The 25430-nt window shown below is 61.5% G+C and carries 18 protein-coding genes; 9 read left to right on the top strand and 9 right to left on the bottom strand.

What is annotated here, in order from left to right; genetic code table 11:
* On the bottom strand, positions 1 to 2197 hold a 2197-nt coding region (locus MRS74_RS21085; protein WP_368671312.1), incomplete at its 3' end, for a DUF6600 domain-containing protein.
* Positions 2198 to 2701: 504 nt separating this feature from the next.
* Here MRS74_RS21085 and MRS74_RS21080 point away from each other — a divergent pair.
* The 6 genes from MRS74_RS21080 to MRS74_RS21055 are packed head-to-tail and all read left to right on the top strand — an operon-like array spanning position 2702 to position 10054.
* Positions 2702 to 3661, top strand: a complete 960-nt coding sequence (locus MRS74_RS21080; protein ID WP_254582257.1) for an AAA family ATPase — start codon at positions 2702 to 2704, stop codon at positions 3659 to 3661.
* A 13-nt stretch (positions 3662 to 3674) separates the two neighbouring features.
* Complete coding sequence (locus MRS74_RS21075) at positions 3675 to 4631, top strand: DUF58 domain-containing protein (protein ID WP_254582256.1); 957 nt, start codon at positions 3675 to 3677, stop codon at positions 4629 to 4631.
* Positions 4628 to 5131 (top strand): DUF4381 domain-containing protein, encoded by a 504-nt coding sequence (locus tag MRS74_RS21070; RefSeq protein ID WP_254582255.1) that lies wholly within the window; start codon positions 4628 to 4630, stop codon positions 5129 to 5131. The genes MRS74_RS21075 and MRS74_RS21070 overlap by 4 nt, the downstream gene beginning before the upstream one ends.
* On the top strand, positions 5125 to 6144 hold the full coding sequence (locus MRS74_RS21065) for a vWA domain-containing protein (RefSeq protein WP_254582254.1): 1020 nt from the start codon (positions 5125 to 5127) through the stop codon (positions 6142 to 6144). The genes MRS74_RS21070 and MRS74_RS21065 overlap by 7 nt, the downstream gene beginning before the upstream one ends.
* Positions 6141 to 8237 carry a VWA domain-containing protein gene (locus MRS74_RS21060; protein ID WP_254582253.1) on the top strand — a complete coding sequence of 699 codons (2097 nt, stop codon included), beginning with the start codon at positions 6141 to 6143 and terminating at the stop codon, positions 8235 to 8237. The genes MRS74_RS21065 and MRS74_RS21060 overlap by 4 nt, the downstream gene beginning before the upstream one ends.
* Positions 8231 to 10054, top strand: coding sequence for a BatD family protein (locus MRS74_RS21055; RefSeq protein ID WP_254582252.1), 1824 nt, complete (start codon positions 8231 to 8233; stop codon positions 10052 to 10054). Before MRS74_RS21060 ends, MRS74_RS21055 begins: the two co-directional genes overlap by 7 nt.
* A gap of 138 nt (positions 10055 to 10192) precedes the next feature.
* On the opposite strand, the gene MRS74_RS21050 is transcribed toward MRS74_RS21055, so the two are convergent.
* A complete protein-coding gene (locus MRS74_RS21050) occupies positions 10193 to 10708 on the bottom strand; it encodes a hypothetical protein (protein WP_254582251.1) in 516 nt (171 codons plus the stop codon).
* A gap of 317 nt (positions 10709 to 11025) precedes the next feature.
* On the opposite strand from MRS74_RS21050, the gene MRS74_RS21045 reads away from it, so the two are divergent.
* Complete coding sequence (locus MRS74_RS21045; protein ID WP_254582250.1) at positions 11026 to 11910, top strand: AEC family transporter; 885 nt, start codon at positions 11026 to 11028, stop codon at positions 11908 to 11910.
* A 67-nt stretch (positions 11911 to 11977) separates the two neighbouring features.
* Complete coding sequence (locus MRS74_RS21040) at positions 11978 to 12829, top strand: SDR family NAD(P)-dependent oxidoreductase (RefSeq protein ID WP_254582249.1); 852 nt, start codon at positions 11978 to 11980, stop codon at positions 12827 to 12829.
* Positions 12830 to 12936: 107 nt separating this feature from the next.
* On the opposite strand, the gene MRS74_RS21035 is transcribed toward MRS74_RS21040, so the two are convergent.
* The 3 genes from MRS74_RS21035 to panP all read right to left on the bottom strand — a co-directional run bounded on the left by MRS74_RS21035 (position 12937) and on the right by panP (position 19393).
* Positions 12937 to 15276 (bottom strand): Ig-like domain-containing protein, encoded by a 2340-nt coding sequence (locus MRS74_RS21035; protein ID WP_254582248.1) that lies wholly within the window; start codon positions 15274 to 15276, stop codon positions 12937 to 12939.
* A gap of 222 nt (positions 15277 to 15498) precedes the next feature.
* Entirely contained in the window at positions 15499 to 17400 is a 1902-nt protein-coding gene (locus tag MRS74_RS21030; RefSeq protein WP_254582247.1) for a propionyl-CoA synthetase, read from the bottom strand.
* A 337-nt stretch (positions 17401 to 17737) separates the two neighbouring features.
* Complete coding sequence (gene panP / locus MRS74_RS21025) at positions 17738 to 19393, bottom strand: pyridoxal-dependent aspartate 1-decarboxylase PanP (protein ID WP_254582246.1); 1656 nt, start codon at positions 19391 to 19393, stop codon at positions 17738 to 17740.
* A 365-nt stretch (positions 19394 to 19758) separates the two neighbouring features.
* Between panP and metH the strand changes: the two genes are divergently transcribed.
* Complete coding sequence (gene metH, locus MRS74_RS21020; RefSeq protein WP_254582259.1) at positions 19759 to 23415, top strand: methionine synthase; 3657 nt, start codon at positions 19759 to 19761, stop codon at positions 23413 to 23415.
* Between the two features lie 306 nt (positions 23416 to 23721).
* Here metH and MRS74_RS21015 read toward each other — a convergent pair whose 3' ends face one another.
* From MRS74_RS21015 to MRS74_RS21000, 4 genes are all read right to left on the bottom strand, one after another.
* Positions 23722 to 23892, bottom strand: coding sequence for a hypothetical protein (locus MRS74_RS21015; protein ID WP_254582245.1), 171 nt, complete (start codon positions 23890 to 23892; stop codon positions 23722 to 23724).
* A gap of 220 nt (positions 23893 to 24112) precedes the next feature.
* Complete coding sequence (locus tag MRS74_RS21010) at positions 24113 to 24376, bottom strand: Txe/YoeB family addiction module toxin (protein WP_254582244.1); 264 nt, start codon at positions 24374 to 24376, stop codon at positions 24113 to 24115.
* A complete protein-coding gene (locus MRS74_RS21005; protein ID WP_254582243.1) occupies positions 24373 to 24615 on the bottom strand; it encodes a type II toxin-antitoxin system Phd/YefM family antitoxin in 243 nt (80 codons plus the stop codon). Before MRS74_RS21005 ends, MRS74_RS21010 begins: the two co-directional genes overlap by 4 nt.
* A 315-nt stretch (positions 24616 to 24930) precedes the next feature.
* A complete protein-coding gene (locus MRS74_RS21000; protein WP_254582242.1) occupies positions 24931 to 25410 on the bottom strand; it encodes a LabA-like NYN domain-containing protein in 480 nt (159 codons plus the stop codon).
* Positions 25411 to 25430 lie beyond the last annotated feature (20 nt).

The raw sequence follows: 25430 nt of genomic DNA, 5'->3' as shown, positions 1-25430 counted from the left end.
CGGCTTTACGCTGCAGCTGTTCCTGCTCCTGTTGCTGCTGCGCAGCCTTGCGGTCGTTATCAGCCTTGCGTTGTTGCTGCTCTTGTTGCTGAGCGGCCTGCCGGTCGTTGTCGGCCTTGCGCTTTAGCTGTTCCTGTTCTTGTTGTTGCTGCGCGGCCTTGCGGTCGTTATCGGCCTTGCGTTGCTGCTGCTCATGTTGCTGAGCGGCTTTCTGGTCGCTGTCGGCTTTACGCTGCAGCTGTTCCTGCTCCTGTTGCTGCTGCGCAGCCTTGCGGTCATTATCAGCCTTGCGTTGCTGCTGCTCTTGTTGCTGAGCGGGCTGGCGATCGCTGTCGGCCTTGCGTTGCTGCCGATCCTGCTCTTGTTGTTGCTGCGCAGCCTTGCGGTCATTATCAGCCTTGCGTTGCTGCTGCTCCTGCTTTTGTTGTTTCTGATCTTGCTGTTGCTGGGCAGCCTGGCTATCGCTGTCGGCCTTCCCTGCCTGTTGCTCCTGTGTTTGCTGAACTGCCTGTTTATCATTCCCGGGCTTCCCGGGCTCGGGTTTTCTCTTGGGCTCAACCGAGCGATCCAGCGGCTGCTGTTGGGCGGAATCGCCGGCGTTGCGAGATTCCGAGGCGCGGATATCCACGGCGTTTTCCTGGGTGCCGATTACCCGAACGTTCTTCGGCCGTTTGGTCGTATGGCCTTGCTCTGTTTTGGCAGCGGCAGGTTCCAGCGCCCGACCGGGCTTTTTCTGCAAGAGCTGTTCGCGCTGGGCAAAGGGCGCCTCGGCAGGCGGTGGCGCATTACGCGCCACGACTCGACGATCGAACACCTCCGCCGCCGGGTGCGCCTTGGTTAGCTCGCCGCTACCGATCACACTGCGCGAGCGCGGGGCAATCTGGGCGATACGCTGGGTTTTGCCGCTGCTGAGTGCCTTGCGGTCAACCCGCATCGCCGCCGAACGCACCGGTTGTGCGTTCACAAATACACTGCTGGGCACCACAGTGACGGCCTGTTCCATCTGGCGGTTGGCGTAGTTGACCTGATCGATATCAACCCTGTTGCTGGAGTAATAGTTGTTGTAAATATTGGTGATGGTCGTGTTCTGGACCACCGTATTGTTCACGTTGATGCGCGTAAAATAATCGCGACTGACCTGATAGGAGGGTACATAGACTTCTCTGGGTCCAAGCGGAAACCAGCCGATGGGTGACGCATCGCCGCCCAGCGAAAGCGACAGGCTCCAGCCGCTGCCTCCGATGAAGGCCACCAGCGCGGGTGCGTACACCGGGCGCGTGCGGCGCGGGCCCGGAACCCAGCCCCAACGATTTTTGACGGAAATCCAGCGGCCGTAGTGCGATGGCGCGAATCCCCAGGGGGCGTTATCCACCCAGGTCCAGCCCCAGGGTTCCTGCCAGGCCCAGTGGCCATCACGAAAAGGTGCCCAGTTGACGGATATGTTGCTCGGGAACCAGACGTGACCGTGACCGCTCACCGGACTCCAGCTGCCGTATTCATCCAGATCACCGTAACCGACCAGATCGTCGTCGACATAGCGCAGTGATTCGGCGCGCTGGTAACGCTGGTCGCGCTCCAGACCATAGCGGTCAAAGTTGTCTTCACGCGGCAAACCGTACATCCGGTAGTCGTGCAGATCCTCGTCGTAGAAACGCACCGTATCGCCCGCACGCAGGCTGAAATGGGTGTTGTCGCCGTAGACCTCACCCGTACCGTCCCACACCACTATGGTGGTTGTGCCGTATCGCGGGTCGACGTCAATCCGATAGCGACCGCTGCCATTGATGGTGAACGCCAGCAGAGGTGTGTCTATCTCGACGAGCTGATCCCTGTACAGGCGCCGCACGTTCAGGCCAAGCGCACCCTGGGTCAACTGGAGTTGGGTAATGCGATCGTCCAGGTCGAGAATCTCGACGCTGCTGTTTGAATCGATCCGTACCGCGGCGCTGCCGACCTGAAATTCGGCGCGGGCGTCGCGATCGGTCCAGAGCCGGTCGCCGCGAATCAGCGGGCGATTGCGCACAACATTGACCCACTGGTCTTCGCCGGATGGCGAATAGCTCACCAGGCCATGGCTGTCACTCAGGTAGCCCACCCGCCCCGAAGGGTCGGCATTGGCGCTACTGGCGAAAAGTACGGCGTACAGGGCAAACAGCAACAGACCCGGCAAGGCAACTAAGCGTGATGAAGTCGACATTCTCTAATCCTTCCGGCTGGCGCCAATAGTGCAGGCGGTACTGCTTATCGTCTGCCCCGGGAGCATCCTGTTTCCGCCCCCGCAATGATTTGAATCTACAGCACCCGAACAGCCAACTCGGTGCGCTGACGCACCAAGAGAAGTGTTTCATTCTATCTGCCTACAACCGTTATCGACTGCTGATCGTCTTTTCCGGTGACGTTCTCGGCATCCATCTGCCCGTTGTCCCACTTCGCCTGCACCGTATCCGCCTCTGCCGACTCCCGGGCGCTGGCGACAGACCCGCGCCGCTGGCGGGGGCGAACCGAACCCGGTAGGGTGAGCTGCGCCACGACCTGAATGACTGGGGATATCCCATCCAGCGAACCGGAAAGCGCGACTTTAACGCCCGCCGGGGAACCTACACCCGGGAGCCGGGTCCTAACCGCTTGAAATTTGCTGACTTAACACCAGATAGAGTATTGCGTTACCGCTATCCGCTCTCTGCAGGGAATCGCCACCACCATGACGCCACTTCGCCAGTTTCAAACTCTTCAACAATGGCTGCAATCCCAGATCATCGGCCAGCACAGCCTGATCGAGCGGCTGCTGATCGCCCTGCTGGCCGACGGCCACCTGCTGGTGGAAGGCGCGCCTGGGCTGGCCAAGACCAAGGCCATCAAGACGCTGTCGCTGGCACTGGAAGCCGACTTCCACCGGGTGCAGTTCACCCCCGACCTGCTACCCGCCGATATCACCGGCAGCGACATCTACCGCCCCGAGACCCACAGCTTCGAATTCCAGCCGGGGCCGCTGTTCCATAACCTGATCCTGGCGGACGAGATCAACCGCGCCCCGGCCAAGGTGCAGTCGGCGCTGCTGGAGGCCATGGCCGAACGGCAGATCAGCATCGGCCAGCAGAGCTATCCACTGCCCGATCTGTTCCTGGTCATGGCGACCCAGAACCCCATCGAGCAGGAGGGCACCTACCCGCTGCCGGAAGCACAGCTGGACCGCTTCCTGATGCAGGTGAACGTGGGCTATCCGGATCGTGAATCGGAACTCGCCATCCTGCGCCTCGCACGCCAGGAAGCCAGCGCCGAGGTGGCAGACCCCCCGGCCCGCCTGAGCCAGGCAAGCCTGTTCGCCGCCCGCGCCGAGGTTCAGTCTCTGCACCTGGCCGAGGCGGTGGAGCGCTACATGGTCGAGCTGGTAATGGCCAGCCGTGACCCGCAGCACCATGCCCCGGAGCTGGCGCGCTGGATCGACTACGGCGCCAGCCCCCGCGCCACCATCGCGCTGGAACGCTGCGCCCGCGCCCATGCCTGGCTGCAGGGGCACGATTACGTCAGCCCCGACGATGTCCAGGCCATCGCCCAGGATGTGCTGCGCCACCGCCTGCTGCTCAGTTTCGAGGCTGAAGCCAATGGCCAGAGCAGCGACGCGGTCATCTCGCGTCTGCTGGACCAGGTTCCGGTGGCCTGAGCGGAGCTTCAGCATGAATCGCCCACTCAACCCAGCCGCCAGCGACCAGTTTCCACTCGAGGGCGCCTACACCCGGCTCGACCAGCTGGTGGCGCTGCACCGCTTCGCCGCCCGCCTGAGCCTAAGCGCCCGGCGCCAGAGCGGCAGCATGCTGGCCGGCGAATGGCGCACCCACCAGCGTGGCCGCGGCATCGACTTCGATCAGGTGCGCGCCTACCAGGCCGGTGACGATATCCGCAGCATCGACTGGCGGGTCACCGCCCGGCGCCAGGCACCGCACACCCGGGTCTACCGTGAGGAGCGCGAGCGGCCGGTGCTGCTGGCCGCCGACCTGCGCTCGCCGATGTTTTTCGGCAGCCGGCACTGCTTCAAGGCAGTGCTGGCCAGCGCCCTGATCGGCACCCTCGGCTGGATCGCCCTGGCCGGACGCGACCGCGTCGGCGGACTGGTGTTCGGCGACCAGGAGCACCGCGATCTGCGCCCGCGCCGCAGCCGCCACAGCGTGCTGGAGCTGCTGCAGCAACTGGATGCCTTCAGCCATCGCCTGACCACGCCCTGCCCCGCCGAGGCACCTGCGCCCCTGAGCCAGCTGCTCGACAAACTGCTGCACACCAGCCACCCCGGCACCGCCGTCTATATCGCCAGCGACTTCCACGATCTGGATGAGGCCAGCGAGCAGCGCCTCTACCAGCTCGCCCGCCACAGCGACCTGACCCTGTTCCTGATCAGCGATCCGCTGGAGTATGGCCTGCCCGACAGCGACGATCTGTGGATCGGCAACGGCCGTCAGCGCGCCGCGGTGCGCGACCTGCACCGCCCCGGCGAGCGGCTGGCGCAGCGGGACCAGCGCCTGCGCAAACTCTGCACCCGGCTGGCAATCCCGCTGCATCACCTGAGCACCGAACAGTCACCCCTGCCCCTGCTGCAGCAACTCTACGGCCCGCGCAGCGGCGCAGGGGGGCGCGCATGAAGACCGCGTCCCCGGCAAACCCGCCGTCGCTGGAACAACTGCACGATCTGCAGCTGCCGGCCGAGGTGGGTTTCTGGCCCCCGGCACCGGGCTGGTGGCTGCTCGCCGCTCTGCTGCTGGGCGGGCTGATCTGGGCTGGCATCTTTCTGTGGCGACGATGGCAACGCAACCGTTACCGCCGCGCCGCCCTCAAGCTGCTGGCCGAGTACCAACGCCAGCTGCAGCAGGACCAGGATCCGCAGCGCTACCTGACCCAGGTCGCCCAATTGCTACGGCGTACCGCCCTGCGCGCCTACCCGCAGCAGACGCTGGCAGGGCTGACCGACAATGCCTGGCGCCAGTTTCTAATTGACAGCAGCGGCCTGGACGGCTTTAACGAAAGTACCGGCGACGCCCTGCTGCGCGGCCCCTACCAGGCCGCGATAGAATTCGACACTGATGCCGTGCAGCAGTTGGCGCGCAACTGGATTTTGCACCATAAACGGAGGTGGCCATGCTGACCCTCGACTGGCCCTGGCTGCTGTTGCTGGCCCCGCTGCCCTGGCTGATCTACCGCTACGCCCGCCCGGCACGGCGCCAGCAGGCCGCACTGCAGGTGCCCTTTTTTGATCAGTTGCAGCGCAGCGATGGCGCGGCGCCCGCACGCACTCCACGCCACCTGCGTACCCGCCTGGCGTTGCTGAGCCTGATCTGGCTGGCGCTGCTGCTGGCCGCCGCGCGGCCGCAGTGGGTCGGAGACCCGCTGCCGGTGGCTCCCAGCGGCCGCGATCTGCTGCTGGCCGTGGATATTTCCGGCAGCATGGGCACCGAAGACATGCCTCTGGAGGGCCAATTGCGCGACCGCCTGACGGTGGTCAAACAGGTACTGGCCCAGTTCGTGGAGCGGCGCCAGGGCGATCGCCTGGGGCTGATCCTGTTCGGCACCCGCGCCTATATACAGGTGCCGCTGACCTTCGACAGCCACGCCTTTGTGCAGCTGCTCGACGAATCCCGCATCGGCTTCGCCGGCGAGAAGACCGCCATCGGTGATGCCATTGGCCTGGCGGTGAAGCGCCTGACCGACCGTGCGCAGCAGAGCCGGGTACTGATTCTGCTCACCGACGGCGCCAACACCGCAGGCCAGGTGCAACCGCTGGAAGCGGCGCAGGTGGCGGCCAGGGAGGGCATCCGCATCCACACCCTGGGGATAGGCGCCGATGAAATGCTGGTGCAGAGTCTCTTCGGTACCCGGCGGGTCAATCCATCCGCCGATCTCGATGAAAAGCTGCTGACCCAGGTGGCCGAGACCACCGGCGGGCACTACTTCCGCGCCCGTGACCCCGAACAGCTGGCCCAGGTGTATGCCGAGCTGGATCGGCTCGAACCGAGCGAGCAGGAACAGCAACTGGTACGTCCGCAAGAGGCGCTGTTCCACTGGCCGCTGGGGCTGGCGCTTCTGCTGTCACTGCTGTGGGCGCTGATGTGCCTGTATGAACGGCGGCCGGCTGCCGCCCTGCGGGAGGCTCGCCCATGATCGACGCCTTCCACTTCCTGCGCCCGCTCTGGCTGCTGCTCCTGATTCCCGCCGCGCTGCTGGGCTATCGATTGTGGCAGCAGCAGGCCCGGAGCAGCGGCTGGCAGCGGCTGATCCCCGCCAGCCTGCTGCAACCGCTGCTGGAACAGCAACCCGCCCAGCAGCGCCGCACCCCCCTGCTGGCCCTCCACGCCGCCTGGCTACTGGGTACCCTGGCGCTGGCCGGCCCCACCTGGCAGCAGCTGCCACAACCGGTGTACCAGCCCCAGGCCGCGCTGGTGGTGATCCTCGACCTGTCCCCGTCCATGCAGGCGCAGGATCTCAAACCCTCCCGCCTGATGCAGGCGCGCCTGCGCCTGATCGACCTGCTGCGTGCCCGCCGCGAAGGGCTCACGGCACTGGTGGTCTACGCCGGCGACGCCCATGTGGTCAGCCCCCTGAGCCAGGATCGCCAGACCCTGCTGGCACTGGCGCCGACCCTGTCACCGGCCATCATGCCGGTGCGCGGCAGCCAGGTGGAAGCCGCGGTCGAACGCGCCCTGGCGCTGCTCAACGAGAGCGGCCATTCGCACGGCCAGCTGCTGCTGATCACCGACGGGGTCACGCCCGCGGCGGCCGATGCGGTGGCAGCGCAGTTGCAGGCCAGTGGCCAGCGCCTGTCAATCCTCGGTGTCGGTAGCGCCGAGGGGGCACCTATCCCCACCGACGACGGCAGCTTCGCCCGCGACAGCGCAGGGCGCATGATCCTGGCCAAACTCGACGCCCAGCCGTTGATCCGCCTGGCCCGCGACAGTGGCGGCATCTACCGTGCGCTGAGCGCCAGCGGCGACGAACTCGATGACTTCCGAGCCCAGTTCGCCCAGGCGCGCATCGCTGGCGCACTGGCCGAGCAGCCGCCGCTGGGGCAGTCCTTCGACCAGTGGCGCGAAGCCGGCCCCTGGCTGGTGCTGCTCCTGCTGCCGGTGGCCGCCCTCGCCTTTCGCCGCGGCTGGCTGCTGAGCCTGCTGCTGGTCAGCCTGATCACCCCGGGCCTGGCGCCCCGGCCGGCGAGCGCCGCCGAAACCGCCAACGCAACGGACAGCACCAGGGCCGCCGCGCCGGCAACGGACGCGGGTCTTGCCGGGCTATCCGGCGATCTGTGGCGCAATCTTTGGCGCGATCTATGGAACACTGCGGACCAGCAGGGAGCCGCGCACTACCAGGCGCAGCAGTTTGAACAGGCTGCCGGCCAGTTCCGCGACCCCGCCTGGCAGGGCAGCGCCCGCTATCGCAGTGGCGATTTCAGCGGTGCCAGCGACAGCTTCCGCGAGGCCATCGCGCAGCAGGACAGCGCCGGCAATCACTACAACCTCGGCAATGCACTGGCCAAGGGCGGTCAGCTCAAGGAGGCGCTGGAGGCCTACGACCAGGCCCTGCAACGCGACCCGCAACTGGCCGATGCAAAGGCCAACCGCGATCTGGTGGAGCAGTTGCTGCAGCAGCAGGAACAACAGAAGCAGCAACAAAAGAACTCCCAGTCCGGTCAGGGCGACCCACAAGACCAAAGCCAGGACCAGGACCAGGACCAGGACCAGGACCAAAAAGAGAACCAGAACGGCGCTGAACAGCAAGGCGCCAATCCCTCACAAAGAGAAAAGCCACAGCAAGGTGACAGTCAGCCACAGGATGGCGACCAGAACTCGAGTGGTGACGATAGCGACCAGAAGCCCGATCCATCGGGCTCGGAATCAGCGCCACAATCTGGCCCGGAATCCGATCCAGACGAGACACCGCCGCCTGACAGGGCGCCGCCCAGACCGGACCCGAACAGCCCCGATCAGCCCGAGGCAATCGCCAGCAGCGATGATGCCGGCAACGAAGCCAGCAACGAAGCCAGCAACGAAGCCAAGGAGCCGCCGGGCGACGGCCAGAATGATGTGGCGGCGAGCGATGATCCGTCACCGCAACGCTCGCAGGAGCTCGAACGCTGGCTGCGTCAGCTGCCGGATGATCCCGGCGGGCTGCTGCGGCGCAAGTTCGAATACGAATATCAGCAGAAACTGGAGGCCTATCGCCAGGGCCGCTGGACACCACCCGAGGAAACCCGATGGTAAGCATCACCCCGCTGTCACGCACGGTGACCGCACTCCTGACCCTGTTATTCGGCCTGCTGCTGGCATTGAACAGCGCCTTGCTGCGGGCCGACAGCCTCAGCGCCAGCGTCGACCGCAGCCAGCTGGCGCTGGATGAAACCCTGACCCTGAGCCTGCGCTTAGATTCCCGCGACACCAGCGCCGAGCCCGATATCAGTGCCGTGGAGCCGTTTTTCGAGGTTCTGGGTCGCAGCCAGAGCAGCCAGCTGCGCTCCATCAATGGCAAGACCAGCGCCTTTACCCAGTGGCAGTACAGCCTGGCGCCCAAACAGCAGGGGCTGATTCAGATCCCCGCCTTCGAACTGCAGGGCGCACGCAGCGAGGCGCTGCAGGTGCAGGTGACCGCGCCCCAGGTCAGCGCCAAGAGCGGTGACTACTTCCTGGAGCGCGACCTGCAGCCCCAGAGCCTGTATCCGGGCCAGCAACTGCGGGTGCGGGTGCGGCTCAATACCGCGGTCGGCCTATCAGAACTGCAGATCACCCCGCTGACCGTCGAGGGCGCCAGGCTGGTGGAGCTGGAGGATCGCCAGTACCAGCGCACTCTCAACGGCCGCCCCTATCTGGTATACGAGAAGAACTATGCCCTGTTCGCCCAGCAACCGGGCACCCTGGAACTGCCGGCCCAGATGCTCAGCGCGGTCAAGGGCGGTTCGCGCTCCGTGTTCGACCTAAACCGCGGCCAGACGGTGCGGCTGCGCACCGAGGCGCAACAGATCGAGGTCAAGGCGCCACCGGCCAGTGCCGGCGATGACTGGCTACCCGCCGACAGCCTCAAGCTCAAGCAGTGGTTAGAGACGGGCGTCAGCAGCATCTACGCCGGTGAACCGGTCACACTCAACCTGAGCCTGGAAACCGAGGGCGCCGATCCTGCACGACTGCCGGGCCTGACGCCGCCAACGCTGGATGGCGTGCGGGTGTATCCGGAGCCCGTCGATGATCAGCAGCAGGCCGGCGCCGATGGCCTGCAGATCAGCCGTACCCAGCGCGTTGGCCTGGTCCCCACCCAGCCCGGCACCCTGACCCTGCCGGCAAGCCGGGTACGCTGGTGGAACAGCCGTGCCGGCGAGTTCAGCGAAGCGCGCACCGAGCCCATCACCCTCACCGTATTGCCGCCGCGCCAGGGCAGTAAGCCTGCGCCCAGCGCCCAGATACCGGCAACAACAGCAACACCGGCGCAGGCCGCAGCAGCCACGACGCCCGCCATTGCAGCCGCTACGGCAGACGACACCACACAAAGGGCTCCTAAAGCCCGTGCGCAGGACGACACGGACCTGTCTCCCTGGCTGCTGTGGAGCAATCTGGCCTGGGCCGGCCTCTGTGGCCTGCTGGCCCTGGGCTGGTGGCGCGCCCGCCAGCGCTCCCGCTCGCCGGAGCTGCCTGCCGCCACCGCTACTGACATGCCCAACCGACAGCTTGCCGAACGGCAACTGCAGCAGGCCTGCCGGCAGGGCAATCCGGCACAGATCCGCCGGGCGATCCTCGACTGGGCCGACGCCTGCCAGCTCACCGGCAGCCAGGCACCCAGCCTTGCGCGCATCGCCGCTCTTGGCGATGCCGCCCTGCAGGCCGAACTGGCCGCGCTCGACCGCGCCCTTTTCGCACCCGAAGCCACGGCAACAGCCGCGCCAGATGCCGGACCAAAAGCCGGGCCGGATAGCGCATCAAAAGCCGCGACCGCGGTAAATGCTGAACGCTTGATCAGCGGATTGAAGTCACTCCATGGCAGCACCCGTCGAACAGACACCACGGCAGCGCTGGCCGAACTCTATCCGCAATAACGGGTAGCTCGCATCCGGGCTAGCGATAACCCGGGCAGCCCGGCGGGCACCTGGTCTTCGTCCACCAGATACCCCGATTGGCAGTGCGCTGCGCCGTTTGCGTCACATCCCGTTGCTGGCAGCGCGACACACTATTTGCTACTTTTCCTCTTCATGGGTCGGATCGGTCTGGAAATTGAAATCCAGACCAGCCGCTGCTGCCTCTGTGGGTAACTGGTACTTGATGTATGCATGCCCCAGGGCTATGTGACAGGCGTTACACGCCTCTACCGTCGATGCAAAGTGCTGGTTGAATGTGTCGAGGTCCTTGTTTTCAACCGCTTTGAAAACGGGTGGCCAATTAGCGTGCTCAAAGGCTTGCAGCATCTGGGCATGTTGCGGTCTTGTCGCCTCGCCCAGTTCCTGCGCCTCGAGCAGTTCATTGAGTTCATACTGCGCCAGTCCCCAGTTACCGCCATTCGCTGCCTTGTAAGCCGCCGCCGCTCGGTAACCGATCTCGTGCATCACCACGCCCAGCCCCGGTTGTATATGGGCCAGCGCATTCAGGCGACTTTCCGTATCGCCCTTGTAGATGTCATTTCCCGTCTCTTCAGCCAGGACACCGGCACTCCAACCACAGGCCAGACAGACAAAGAGTGCTGTTCTTATATTCATGAGTCGCTCCTTACGCCAAGACGACGTGAACGCGATTGATCCCTGATACACAGCTGTTTCAGGGAAATGGGATGGACCCCCTCTCCATCGGATGGGCCAGATCGGACAACGAGGCAACCAGTCAAAAGAAAAGAGACATCATGGAAAGTATGGGACTTGGTATGGATTTAACAAAGAATGTCTTCGAAGTGTTCGCGATGATGCTGTGGTTGCGTATCTTCCGATGCTGATACGAGATCTTTATCCTGCTCTTGAGCGCTTTAGCGTAAAAGGATACTTTGTCATACAACCTACCAGCGCCATCAGAGACAAGGCCCATGCTGATCGAGTTTTTTTCCAGCCTCACGCCTGTGCTGGTCTGTACCAGCCTTGGCTGGATCCTGAGCAAACGAACCCGGCTGCTGGACAGCCCGGACCTTGGCCAGCTGGTCATGGTCATAGGCTTGCCGAGTCTGCTGCTGAATTCTCTGCTGAAGATGGATGCAGACATAGCCGCGCTGTCGCAGATTATTCTGGCCGCCGGCGCCATGCTGGTGATCGCTGCGCTACTGGCAGCGCTGACGCTGCGGCTTTGCGGGCAACCCATGCGCTTCCTGCTGCCGGTGCTGGTGAATCCCAATACCGGCAATCTCGGCATCCCGGTGGTCTTTGCACTGCTCGGCCCCGAGGCTCTGCCCTATGCCGTGCTTATTTCCACCACCGTGGGGCTGAGCAATTTCACCTTCGGCGCCTGGCTGATGTCCGGCACCCTGAACCCCCGCGCGCTCCTGACCAACGGCTCTATCATGGCGCTGCTGGTGGGTATTGTGCTGCTGCTTACCGACACCCAGGTACCGGTACCGCTGCTCAATACCCTGAACATGCTGGCCGGCATTACGGTGCCTGTCATGTTGCTGCTGCTGGGGCGCTCTCTGGGCTCGATCAGTATCCGCACGCTGAGTGACCTGAAGCTGGTCGGCTGCATGAGTGCCGGCCGCGTGCTGATCGGCTTCATTGCCGCCTTTGCGGCCATACAGTTGCTCCCACTGCCGGAGATACTGCAGAAATCCCTGCTGATTCAATCCTGCATGCCGGTGGCCGTGCTGAGCTACATGATGACCACCCAGTACCAGGGACCCAAAGACCAGGTGGCGGCGATCATCATGCTCTCGACGCCACTGTCGTTACTGGCCATCATGCTGCTGTCGGCGTTCTACCTTTAAGGTCAGCCGATAAAATCTGTTAGCATGCCTGCCACGTCAGTAACCGCGCACAAAGGACAAAGCGGCCATGGGAAAAAGCATATTGATCACCGGCTGTTCCAGCGGGATCGGCCACCATGTGGCACTGGGATTACGCCAGCGCGGCTATCGCGTCTTTGCCACGGCACGCAAGCCGGAAGACGTGGAGCACCTGCTCGAACAGGGTTTCGAGAGCTGCCAGCTGGATGTGGATGACACAGAGTCCATCAACAGTGCCGTCCGCTGGGTGCTTGAGCAGACCGGCGGCGGCCTCGACGCCCTGTTCAACAATGCGGGTTTCGGCCAGCCGGGCGCCGTTGAGGATCTGAGCCGCCAGGCGCTGCGCGAACAGTTCGAAACCAACCTCTTCGGTGCCCACGAACTGGCCTGCCGGGTACTCCCGGCCATGCGCCGCCAGGGACACGGCCGCATTATTCAGCACAGCTCGGTGCTGGGGCTCATCACACTGAAATACCGGGGTGCCTACAACGCCTCCAAGTTTGCACTCGAAGGTCTCAGCGATACCCTGCGTCAGGAACTGCATGGCAGTGGCATTCAGGTGTCACTGATTGAAACGGGGCCTGTCATCAGCCACTTTCGCGAAAACGCCTACGCCAAATTCAAGCAGAACATCGACCGCGTCAACAGTCCCCACAGCGCCACCTACGCCGCCGTTGAACAGCGCCTGGCGGCCCAGGGTAACAGCGGCAAGAAGGATCCATTCACCCTGCGTCCCGAAGCCGTGCTGCTCAAGGTGCTGCACGCACTGGAAGCGAGGCAGGCGCGGCCGCGCTATTACGTCACCACGCCGACCCATATTTTTGGCACTTTGCGCCGCCTGCTCTCGACCCGGGCGCTGGACTGGGTTCTGCGCGCCGTTGCCGACCGCGAAAATCGCTAGCAGCCAGTCATTAGCCCAAACAATAAAAAAGGCAGCTCAGGGCTGCCTTTTTTATAATCGTTTTCTGCTATCCCATAAGCTCTAAAAACAGGCTCTAAAAATAGAGATCAGCAGCCCTTTTTCGGATTGCAGTTGCCGCCGCCAGAGCCTCCCCCGCCGGACGAACCTAAGCTGACTGATACCGTTGTGGTGGCGGAACCGCCGTTACCGTCGATTACGGTATAGGAGAAGCTGTCGCCACCGCGCTTGTTGTCTCTTGTATACACCAGGTTGTTACCGGACTGCGAAACGCTGCCCTTGCTGCCCTGACTGAAGTTGAGGATGCTCAGAGAATCACCATCGGCGTCGATATCATTGGCCAGCACATCAATGACGACGCTGCTGTTGAGCGCCACTTCGGCGCTGTCGCTGAACGCCACCGGCGCGTCGTTCACCGGATTGACGGTCACGGTCACGGTTGCCGTTGCAGACCCTCCGTTACCATCGGTCAGGGTATAAGCGAAGCTGTCACTACCGCTGAAGTCCGCCGCCGGCGTATAGACCAGATTGCTGCCGTTTTGGGCGACCGAGCCGTTGCTGCCCTGCCCGTAGCCCGCAATCGACAGAATATCGCCGTCCGCATCACTATCATTGGCCAGTACCGCGACCGACAGGGCCTGGTCCTCGTCGGTCGCGACGGCGTCATCGTTTGCCACCGGCAGCGCATTGCTCTGTGTGGTGGCGGCGAGCGTGGACGACCAGACGGTTTCGTTGCCCGCGGCGTCCCTCGCCCTGGCGTGGAAGCTGTAGGTCGTGTTCGGAGTCAGCCCCGTGGCCAGGAAATAGGCACTGCTCTGCCAACCGCTGCTGCAGCTGCCCAGCACGCATTCGAACAGGTACTGCACGACACCAGACTCATCCTGCGCCGTCACGGCGGTCATCTGGATGCTACTGGCGCTGACCGGCGCGGGTGCCTGTTGCCACTGCATGGGGCTTGGTGTTGGCGGCGTCGTATCGGCGCTGGCAGGCTGCACGGTTCCGGAAATGAAATACATCCCCAGGCTGCCGTAATCGCTGTACGGGCTGAGGGCATTGCCGACGCCGGCAACCTGCAGGTAATAGCGCCCAGCCGGCAGGAACTCATCGAGCTGCGCCATGGTATCGTTCAGCGGATCACTGCTGGCCACCAGGTTGCCCAGGGCATCGTAGAGGCTCGCCTGGATGTCAAGGTTCGCGCCGCGCAGGCTGGTGCGGTAGAAGGCCTCCCAGGCCGGCAGTACATTGAATGTGACCTGCCCGGCGGCGCTATCGAACCAGAAGGTATCAACATCACTGCGCGTCTCGATCACACCCTTGTTGGCGGGATCGCTGTTGAACGGGTCGATCTCCGGGAAGCTCACGTAGATGGTACCGTCCGGATCGACCACCAGCGGTGTTGCAGCCGCCATGGCGTTGCTGTGATCGTCCGGCCGGTAACCCAGCTTTCCGCTAATGATGGCCAGGTCATCCTGGGTATTGTTGGCGTCGGGGTACTCGCCCTTGCTCCACTGGGTGACGTTGGTGTAGTACCCCACCCCCATGATCGGCGCCCAGGAAACGTAGCCGGAGCCGTGGCCGCTGTAGTAGCCGACAGTCGATGTGCCGTCATGGCCCAGACCGAGGTTGTGTCCGAACTCGTGGCTCGCAGCCTCGGCGATATAGGGCGGATAATCGGGCCCCAGATGGTCGGTATAGACCAGCGCCGGCTGGTAGCTGCTGTAATAGGACGTGCCCCAGACGCCGACGTAGGCCACGCCGCCGGCGTTCTGTGATGGCATGGCGGCGCCGGTTTCATCGGTCGAATCGGTGATCAGTACATGACCTGTGGTCGGGCCAAAACTGCCCGGATCTTCGGTCGTGACATCGATATCGAACGGCGCCATGTCCTCGGACACCCGGTGCCAGATTTCAGCGATTCTGTTGCGCTCGCTGTCGCTGAAGCTGTACGGGCTGCCATCGGTATCAAACGGCCTGGCGTAGAGGGTATTGCCACCGTTGTTCCAGGCGGTGCCGCTGATCTGGGCGCCGTCGAAATCGAGAAACACCTGCTTGCTGGCGCCGGGCCGGCTATGCAGCAAAAAGGTATCCGCCGGTGCCACGGCTTCCGGGCCGCCGACCGGTGCATCCGGGTCGCCGCTAGCGTCATCGGGCAGGACGGTATCTTCATAGAAGATGGCCCCTTGCGGGTCGACCCGAAGAAAATCGAAATCCTGCGCCGGGATGTCGAAGCGTTCGAGCCACTCGAGCGCCCGCTGCTGTGCCGCCGGCGGCAGTCGCTCGATCTGGCTCTTGAGCCGCCCGGGCGGCAGGTTGTCGGCATTGCCACCAATACCGGCACCGCTGATAGGCTCAAACCCGCCCTGGGCACTGCAACTCAGCACCAGAGTTAAAAGGCACCCGGCAAGGGGCGTATATCGCGTGCTGTTCATCCTTAAGTCTCCCTGCTCGCCCAGACAGCTGGTTTCCAAGGCTCACGGCTTTTATTATTCGAAATGCATGAATTCTGAAATTGCCGAATTTCGACAATCTCTGGGAATCATAGAACAACCTCGCAAAGCAGGTCGACAACTGTTACAGAAAAGTAACAGTTGGCGCGCCATATAGGACCGACCGTCGCGCCCCCCGAATACGCTGGAGGCCTTGCCTTGGCCTTACTCCTGGCCCCGGCTGACCAGCCCGCGGCTGTCTAACACAGCCTCGATTTCAGCCAGGCTGGCGGGATCATCAATGGTCGATGGAATGCTGTATTCATTGCCATCGGCGATCTGGCGCAGCAGCTTGCGCAGAATCTTGCCGGAGCGGGTTTTGGGCAGACGCTGCACCACCACCGCCCGCTTGAAGCAGGCCACCGCGCCTATTGCCTGGCGCACACGGGCCACAAGCTCGGCTTCAAGCGCGGCTTCATCCAGCTCCACGCCGTCTTTCAGCAGTACCAGCCCCACCGGCTGCTGGCCCTTGAGGTCATCGTGCACGCCGATCACGGCACATTCCGCCACTGCGGGATGGGCGGCGATGATCTCCTCCATCTCACCGGTGGACAGGCGATGGCCGGCGACATTAATGACATCGTCGGTGCGGCCCATGATGAATACATAACCGTCTTGATCCTTGTAGCCGCCATCACCGGACGAATAATAGCCCGGAAAATCCGACAGATAACCCGACTTGAAGCGCTCGAAGTCGCCCCAGATGGTCGGCAGGCAGCCCGGCGGCAAAGGCAGCTTGAGCGCCAGTATGCCCTGTTCGCCGGCCGGCAGTTCGTCACCCTCGGGCCCGAGAATCTGCACGTTGTATCCAGGCACCGGCACGGTGGAGGAACCGGGCTTGGGTGGCAGCATTTCGATACCCACGGGATTGGCGCAGATAGCCCAGCCTGATTCAGTCTGCCACCAGTGATCCACCACCGGTTTGCCGGTAATGTCCCGCGTCCATTCATAGGTCGGCGGATCAAGCCGCTCGCCCGCCATGAAGATGGTCTCAAGTTTCGACAGATCATGCTGTTGCAGCAACCGGCCTTCGGGGTCTTCCTTCTTGATGGCCCGAAACGCGGTGGGCGCGGCGAACAGTGCCTTGACGCCGTGTTCGGCGCAGACCCGCCAGAAGGCGCCGGCATCGGGGGTGCGTACCGGCTTGCCTTCGTACACCAGGGTGGTGCAGCCGGCCAGCAAGGGGCCGTAAACAATATAGGAATGCCCCACCACCCAGCCGACATCCGAAGCCGCCCAAAAGACATCGCCCGGGTTCATGTTGTAGATGGCCTGCATGGAGTACTTCAGTGCCACCGCATGACCGCCATTGTCCCGCACCACACCCTTGGGCTTGCCGGTGGTGCCGGAGGTATAAAGGATATAGAGCGGATCCGTGGCCTTGACCGGTACCCAGTCGGCCGGGGTCGCGTCCATCATGGCGGCGTGCCAGTCGAGATCCCGCCCCGGCAGCAGCTCTGCCTTAACTTCCGGGCGTTGCAGCACCACGCAGGCAGCGGGCTTATGCTCGGCGCGCGCCAGGGCATCGTCCAGCAGCGGCTTGTAGGGAATGACCCTGGCCACCTCTATCCCGCAGGACGCGGACACGACCACCCGCGGGCGGGCATCATCAATGCGCACGGCCAGTTCAGGCGCGGCGAAGCCGCCGAACACGACTGAATGCACGGCCCCCAGGCGCGCCACCGCCAGCATGGCGATCAGGGCTTCTGGGATCATCGGCATGTAGATCAGCACCCGATCACCCTTGACCACACCCTGGGCGCTCAGCACGCCGGCGAAAGCCGCCACCTGGTCACGCAGTTCCCGATAGCTGTACCGCTTCTGGGTATCGGTGACGGGCGAGTCAAAGATCAGCGCCGTCTGGTCGCCACGGCCCTGCTCCACATGAACATCCAGCGCCAGGTAAGACGTATTCAGTTCACCGTCGGCAAACCAGCGATCCATCCCGTTCTCATCCCTGGACAGTACCTGTTGTGGCGCCTTGAACCATTTAAGCGCCGCGGCCTTGTCGCCCCAGAACGCCTGTGGATCCTCGATGGATCTTGCGTACTCCGCCTGATAAGTCATGCTGCACCCCGTTATTGTTATCAGCCTGATCTGCTGGGCCAATCATCAAAGTGTCGACAATCACCCAAAGTCTGGATAACAGCTTACTCAATAACGCCGCTTTATTAACCTAGACAAAAGGCTATACCCGCGTTTTTAGAGCTCCAGACAGATACTTTTAGCCGGGCGCACAAAAGCCCAAGCCAAAAGTGTCGACAGTTTGCGTGATTTTCTTATGTCAGAACACTAAGTTTCAGACAGTAAAGCACGCCAGCGTGCAGGCGCAGGTCTGCACGCCCTGCCACAGAGCCGGGCTCAGAGAAGCGGGAGAGCTGGGTTTTCAGTCAGTGGAGAACGCTCAGAGTCGGAGATCAGCAACAGCACTCAGGCGCGCAAGTTCAGCCATATCCTCGCTGCCCGCCAGGGTGCCGACAATCTCGCGCTGCTCGTCAATGACATAGCGCAGCACCTCATCGGTGGTCAGCGGATTGGCCAGCACCACCCTGAACACAGTGATGAGCTGGCGCCCGTATCGGTCCGGCGTCAGGCGGGTGCGCGAGACAAAGGCCTTGCCTAGTTCGCGCTGGGTCTTTTGAATGGTGCGGGTAATGCGGCTGAGCACATCATTGATCTCGATGCTGCGCGCGGCATCGGCGTCCCGCAGCGCCGCCTGCACCCGGGCCGGCACCCAGCGATAGGTGAGAATATTGAGTTCAGGTGAGGAAACCAGCTCGAAATCATCCAGCGACTCGATGCGATCGGCAAAGCGCTGCGCAAGATCAATGCCATTGTCGATCAGCATTGCATAGCCACGCCGGCCGATAATCTTCAGCGCCGAGTGTACCAGCATCGCCATGCCCGGGCGCGAGCCCTCCAGGGTCGCGCTGCCAAGGTCCTTGGAGCCCTGGCGAATGATGTACTGGGCATGGTGCTCGATACTGTTCAGCGCCGAAGAGTCGCGAAACAGCACCAACCCGACCCCCATGGGCACATAGAGCTGCTTGTGCGCATCTATGGTCACGGAATCGGCCCGCTCAATGCCTTTCAGGCGTCCGCGGTAACGCTCGGAGAACAGCGTCGGCCCGCCCCAGGCACCGTCCACGTGGAAGTGAATGCCATGCTCTTGCGCGATATCGGCGAGCTTGTCCAGCGGGTCTATATTGCCGGTTTCAGTAGTACCGGCCACACCCACCAACGCAAAGGGGCGAATGTTCTGCTGCTGCAGTTGCTTCAGTTTGGCCCGCAGCGCATCCGGGCGAATCCGGTTCTGGCCGTCGGTTTCCACTGACACTATCTGGTCGCGCCCGATCCCCAGCACATCGGCCGCCTTGGAGAGCGAATAATGGCCGCGCTCGGACACCAGCACCGCGGTGCCATCGCAGCCGTAGTGGCGCATGGCGGCGAAGACACCGCTGCGCGTGATGCCGGGGAAATCGCCATCAGGCCCGAAAGCGCGGTTGCGCGCCGCCCAGAGCGCGGTGATATTGGCGACTGTGCCACCGGAACAGAAGGCGCCCAGGTGATGGTGACTGTCGTGCAGCCAGCGCTCGTAGAAAGCATCCGGCTGGTCGTACACCAGGCGGTGCAGCATGCCCAGCACCTGGCGCTCCAGCGGCGTAAACGCCTTGGAGGTTTCGGTTTTAACCAGATTCTGGTTCAGGGCAATCATGATCTTGGACAGCGGGATCATGAAGTAAGGCAAGGCCGAGGTCATGTGGCCGACAAAGCTTGGCGACGAGGTATGCACCGACTGCGCCACCACCTTGTCGAGCAGGAACTGCGCCTGCTCGGACACATAGACCGGCTGCTCGGGGATCAGGGTATCGCTGAAATCCCGCTCTATTTTGACCAGGTCCGTCTCTTCGGCAACGATATTATCCTGCAGAAAACCGGCAAGGTTGGCGGAAATATCGTTCTCCAGCCGACTCAGGGTGGACCCGGGCGCTTCGGGAACCGTGAAAATCCGCAACAGGTTTTCCATGCTGACCGCGGCTGCCTTCGAATTTGTATTCATGGATTATCGCTACCTTTGCCAAACCTGATCGGCTGCGGTCTTCGCGTACCGCCTGCACACTGTTTCCGAGCTGCGCCCAACGACCGGATGAGCAAGTCGCCGGCCTTTTGTGCGGTGCACATAATACTCGACTCATCGCCAGGAAAGAAATCTGAAACAAATCAGCCCCACAGGCGACCCTTAATTGCAGCTGTGCGACCTCGTATCAGTTTTTTTCAACTGTTCATGAACAGCCCTCAGGAAAAGTAGCAAGCTTTTGATTTACAATAGCCATCTTCGTAATGGATCGACAGAGTATCGGGGCCGAACAGGTGACAGACGCAAACACTTTCAAGACACTGCAGGACACGCTCAAAAAACGCATCATGGTCATTGATGGCGGCATGGGCACCATGATCCAGCAGTACAAGCTTGAGGAGCAGGATTATCGCGGCAGCCGCTTTGCCGACTGGCATACTGACGTCAAGGGCAACAACGACCTGCTGGTGCTGACCCAGCCGGAGCTCATCGCCGATATCTACCGCGGCTACCTGGAGGCCGGTGCCGACATTCTGGAAACCAATACCTTCAACGCCACCACCATCGCCATGGCCGACTACGACATGGAGTCGATCAGCCATGAGATCAACCGCGCAGGCGCAGCGCTTGCCCGCAAGGTATGCGACGAAATCCAGCTGAAGACACCGCATCGCCCGCGCTATGTCGCAGGCGTGCTGGGCCCGACCAACCGTACCTGTTCCATTTCGCCGGACGTCAACGACCCGGGCTTTCGCAACGTCAGCTTCGATGAGCTGGTGGATGCCTATGTCGAGTCTACCGATGGCCTGGTGCAGGGTGGCGCCGATATCATCCTGATCGAGACCATTTTCGATACCCTGAATGCCAAGGCTGCGATCTTCGCGGTGGAAAAATACTTCGACGACAACGGCGTGCGCCTGCCGGTCATGATCTCCGGCACCATTACCGATGCCTCGGGCCGTACCCTGTCGGGCCAGACCACCGAAGCCTTCTGGAACTCCATTCGCCACGCACGACCCATTTCCGTGGGCCTCAACTGCGCCCTGGGCCCCAAGGAGCTGCGCCAGTACGTGGAGGAACTCTCCCGTATCGCCGACACCTTCGTCTCGGTACACCCTAACGCCGGCCTGCCCAACGCCTTTGGCGAATACGACGAAACGCCTGAAGAAATGGCCGAGGAAATCGGCGAGTGGGCCCGCTCGGGCTTCCTCAACCTGGTGGGCGGCTGCTGCGGCACCACGCCCGAGCATATCCGCGCCATCCGCGAGGCGGTCGAACATGAAGACCCCCGCGTGATTCCAGACATCAAGCCCGAATGCCGCTTGGCGGGCCTGGAGCCCATGAACATCGGCGCCGACTCCCTCTTCGTCAACGTTGGTGAACGCACCAACGTCACGGGTTCTGCGGTGTTCAAGCGCCTGATCAAGGAAGGTGATTACGAAACCGCCCTGGATGTGGCCCGCCAGCAGGTGGAAAACGGCGCCCAGATCATCGATATCAACATGGATGAGGGCATGCTGGATGCGAAGGCCGCCATGGAGCGCTTCCTCAAGCTGATCGCCTCGGAGCCGGACATTTCCCGCGTGCCGATCATGATCGACTCCTCCAAGTGGGATGTGATCGAAGCCGGCCTCAAGTGCCTGCAGGGCAAGGGCGTGGTCAACTCCATCTCGATGAAGGAAGGCGAGGAAAACTTTATCGCCCAGGCCCGTCTGGTCCGCCGCTACGGTGCCGCCGTCATCGTTATGGCCTTCGATGAAACCGGCCAGGCCGATACCTTCGAGCGCAAGCGCGATATCTGCGAACGCTCCTACCGCATCCTGGTGGACAAGGTCGGCTTCGACCCCGAAGACATCATCTTCGACCCCAACATCTTCGCCGTAGCCACGGGCATCGACGAGCACAACAACTACGCCGTGGACTTTATCGAGGCCACCGGCTGGATCAAGCAGAACCTGCCCCACGCCAAGATATCCGGCGGCGTTTCCAACGTGTCCTTCTCGTTCCGCGGCAACAACCCGGTGCGCGAAGCCATCCACTGTGTCTTCCTGTACCACGCCATCCAGCAGGGCATGGACATGGGCATCGTCAACGCCGGCCAGCTGGCGATCTACGATGATCTGCCGGAAGAACTGCGCGAGCGCGTCGAGGATGTCATCCTCAACCGCCGCGACGACGGTACCGAGCGCCTGCTGGACATCGCCGAGAAATACCGTGGCGACGGTGCCGCCGCCGAAGCGCCTGAAGCTGCGGAATGGCGTTCCTGGGATGTAAATCGCCGCCTCAGCCATTCACTGGTGAAAGGCATCACCGAATTCATCGATGACGACGTTGAAGAAGCCCGTCTAAATCATGAAAGGCCCATCGAAGTCATCGAAGGCCCGCTGATGGACGGCATGGGCGTGGTCGGCGATCTGTTCGGCGCCGGCAAGATGTTCCTGCCCCAGGTGGTGAAATCCGCCCGCGTGATGAAAAAGGCCGTGGCCTACCTGATGCCCTTTATCGAGGCCAGCAAGGCGGATAACGTCAGCAGCTCCGCCGGCAAGGTGGTGATGGCGACCGTCAAGGGCGACGTGCACGACATCGGCAAAAACATTGTCGGCGTGGTTCTGCAGTGCAACAACTTCGAGATTATCGATCTTGGCGTCATGGTATCCGCGGAGAAAATCCTCCAGACCGCACGGGACGAGAACGCCGACCTCATCGGCCTGTCCGGCCTGATTACCCCCTCGCTCGACGAGATGGTGCATGTGGCCAAGGAGATGGAGCGCCAGGGCTTTTCCATTCCGCTGCTGATCGGCGGCGCCACCACCTCCAAGGCCCATACGGCGGTGAAGATTGAAAAAGGCTACAAGCGCGACCAGGTGGTGCATGTCACCAACGCCTCCCGCGCCGTGGGCGTGGCCTCTGCCCTGCTTTCACCGAGTCGCAAGGCCGACTATGTGAAAGAGGTGCAGGAAGAGTACGACGCCATTCGCGAGCGTCACGCCGCCCGCCAGAACGACAAGCGCCGCGTCTCCCTGCCCGCCGCCCGGGCCAACAAGTTTGCCATCGACTGGGACACCTACACGCCGCCGGTACCCAAACAGCTGGGTATCCAGGTGTTCGAGGACTATGACCTGGCGGAACTGGTCGATTACATCGACTGGACGCCCTTCTTCCAGGCCTGGGAGCTGGCCGGGCGCTTCCCGCGCATTCTTAACGATGAAGTCGTGGGCGAAGAAGCCACGCGCCTGTTCACCGATGCCCAGGCCATGCTCAAGCGCCTGGTGGATGAGAAACGCCTGCAGGCACGGGCCGTGTTCGGCCTCTTCCCGGCCAACAGCGTTGGCGACGACGATATCGAGCTGTACACCGACGACAGCCGCACCGAAGTCCTGATGACGCTGCACCACCTGCGCCAGCAGACCGAAAAGGTCGCCGGCAAGGCGCACATGTGTCTGACCGACTTTGTCGCGCCCAAAGCCAGCGGCAAGAAGGATTACTACGGTGCCTTCGCCGTGAGCACCGGCTTTGGTGTCGATGAGCTGGTGGCGCACTACGAAGCCGATCACGATGACTACAACAGCATCATGGTCAAGGCCCTGGCCGACCGCCTGGCCGAAGCCTTCGCCGAGCGCTTGCACAAGCGCGTACGCCAGGAATTCTGGGGCTATGCGCCGGACGAAGCGCTGGACAACGAAGCCCTGATCCGCGAGAAATATCAGGGCATCCGCCCGGCACCGGGCTACCCCGCCTGCCCCGATCACACGGAAAAGGCCCTGATGTGGAAACTGCTGGACGTGGAAAAGACCACCGGTATCACCATTACTGAGTCCTACGCCATGCTGCCCACCGCCGCCGTCAGCGGCTGGTACTTCAGCCACCCCCAGGCGCAGTACTTCGGCGTCGCCAAGATCGGCGAAGACCAGGTATCAGACTACGCCCACAGAACCGGCATGGAACAGACCGTCGCCGAACGCTGGCTATCACCGAATCTGGGGTATGAGCCGGATGAGAATTGATTGAAATAGAAAGCGGTCAGCCTTGAGCTGTCAGCTGTAAACCCTGAGCTTTAAGCCCAAAGACAAAAAAGCCCCGGCAGCAATGCCGGGGCTTTTTGTATGCACTCGATGAGCCATCAATAGTTTGGGTACCTAGAGCACTGTCATCTTACCTCGATCCATATCCAGCCATATCGAAGTAAGGAGCTAGCTTCCACGTCACCAGTCCAGCTCTTCATCGCACTCATCGACAGGCGTGCCCAGACAGCGAGCGCGCTGGAGTATTTGCGAATTGAAAACACCCTACGCCCAGAAAATTATTGGCAGCTAGTCCTTTTTTTCGATCGTTATTTCAATAGTTTTGCTATTACCAGCAAACCACTTCTGAACATATAAAGAACCCAGGATGGGAGCGGTTCCTTCATCCGGAACTTCCTTAAAGCGAACACTGTTTTTGGTTTCTTTCTCGTATTCAAACTTTACTACTTTCTTTGACATAATATTTACCGCTAAGCTATTTTTCCAACTAAAAAGTGGATACTACATTAGATTCGTACCTGTCACCCATAAGGTTCAATGCATGGGAACCAATCCTGACCGAGATACGCCCGATGAGCCATCAATAACCTTCCTGGAGATACCTAACGCGGAGCTTTGCGACAATGCTGGAGCCGTGTTGCGGCGAAGAAATTGCCCGGCAACGGTGGCCTGTTCTGCATTATTCGTAGTGGCTCCAGAGGCGGAGAACCTTAACCACCCGTTCCTCTTCGAGCACCTGGTACACCGAACGGTGTTGTATATTGATTCGGCGTGAATAGGCCCCGGCAAGATCACCAACAAGCGTCTCAAACGGGGGTGGCTTGCGGTATGGATCTTCTGCGATCAGGGCCAGCAATTCCTGAGCTTTTGGTTTCAGGCCGCTGGAGGCCAGCTTCTTTGCATCCTTCTGGGCTTGGCTGGTGTAAACCAGCTTCCATGTCACCAGTCCAGCTTCTCATCGCACACATCGACAGGGGTATCCATTCCCTCGCGAATGGATTCCCGCATACCTGGAACCGAAAGCAGGTAAAGCGTTTCCTGAACCGCAGCCCAGTCCTCCTCCGAGATCAGAACTGCCTTGTTTCGCTTACCCATGATGACAATCGGCTGGTGGGATTCGGCCGTTTCATCAATCAATCGATACAGGTTGCTGCGCGCTTCAGTTGCGGTAATTCCAGTCATGACGCACCTCCAGCCTGTTCAATTTTCCACCAGTGTACGCCATCCCGTACGTACGTACGTCAACACGAACATACACCTAAGGTTCGTAACACTTGATTGGAAAATAGGCAGCCAAGAATCCGATGCCAGCGGCCACGAAAAAGCACGAAACCGAAAGCCCGCGATGGGCTCTCTGAGTGGCAGGAAGAACGGTGGCGCCTGCAAACAATCAGCTTTTCACTTGAACAGCACCATGACCAACAGGGCGCTAATATTGCCACTGATCGCCTCTTTTACCGAGAAACTGCCACGCAAAGGCGCCCACCCAAACATCCACTACGATTTCAAAAGCAGCTCGTTATTTATCGGTATAAACCTGTCTGCCGCATTTAACAGCGACGTGGCTGTTAATTTAGCAACCCCATAAACCTCAACAACCTTGCCTTTTTCGATCCGCAGCTTATTTACAAGAATATCAAAATCGCCATCACCTGAAACAAGAACGATTATATCCGCTTGCTCCGAGTACTCTAAAGCATCAATGGTAATGCCGACGTCCCAATCACCTTTTGCAGAGCCGTCGGCTCTCTGTATAAAAGGTTTTAGCTTTACTTCAAAACCAATGGCTCTCAATATGTTTTGAAACTCTCTTTGCTTCTTATCACCCTTGTCTATGGCATAGGCTACAGATTTTATGACTTGTCTATTTTCAGTGGCAACTGACCAAAATGTGTTGTAATCAAAGTTTGCTCCGAATACTTGCCTGGTTGTGTAATACACATTTTGAACATCAACCAAAAGCACAACTCTCTGCATTTAAAAATCCTTGAATTTCC

The organism is Marinobacterium sedimentorum (assembly GCF_024267675.1).
GTDB lineage: Bacteria > Pseudomonadota > Gammaproteobacteria > Pseudomonadales > Balneatricaceae > Marinobacterium_A > Marinobacterium_A sedimentorum.
Note: the sequence above shows the minus strand (reverse complement) of the source record. Positions and strands in the feature narration are given on the sequence as shown.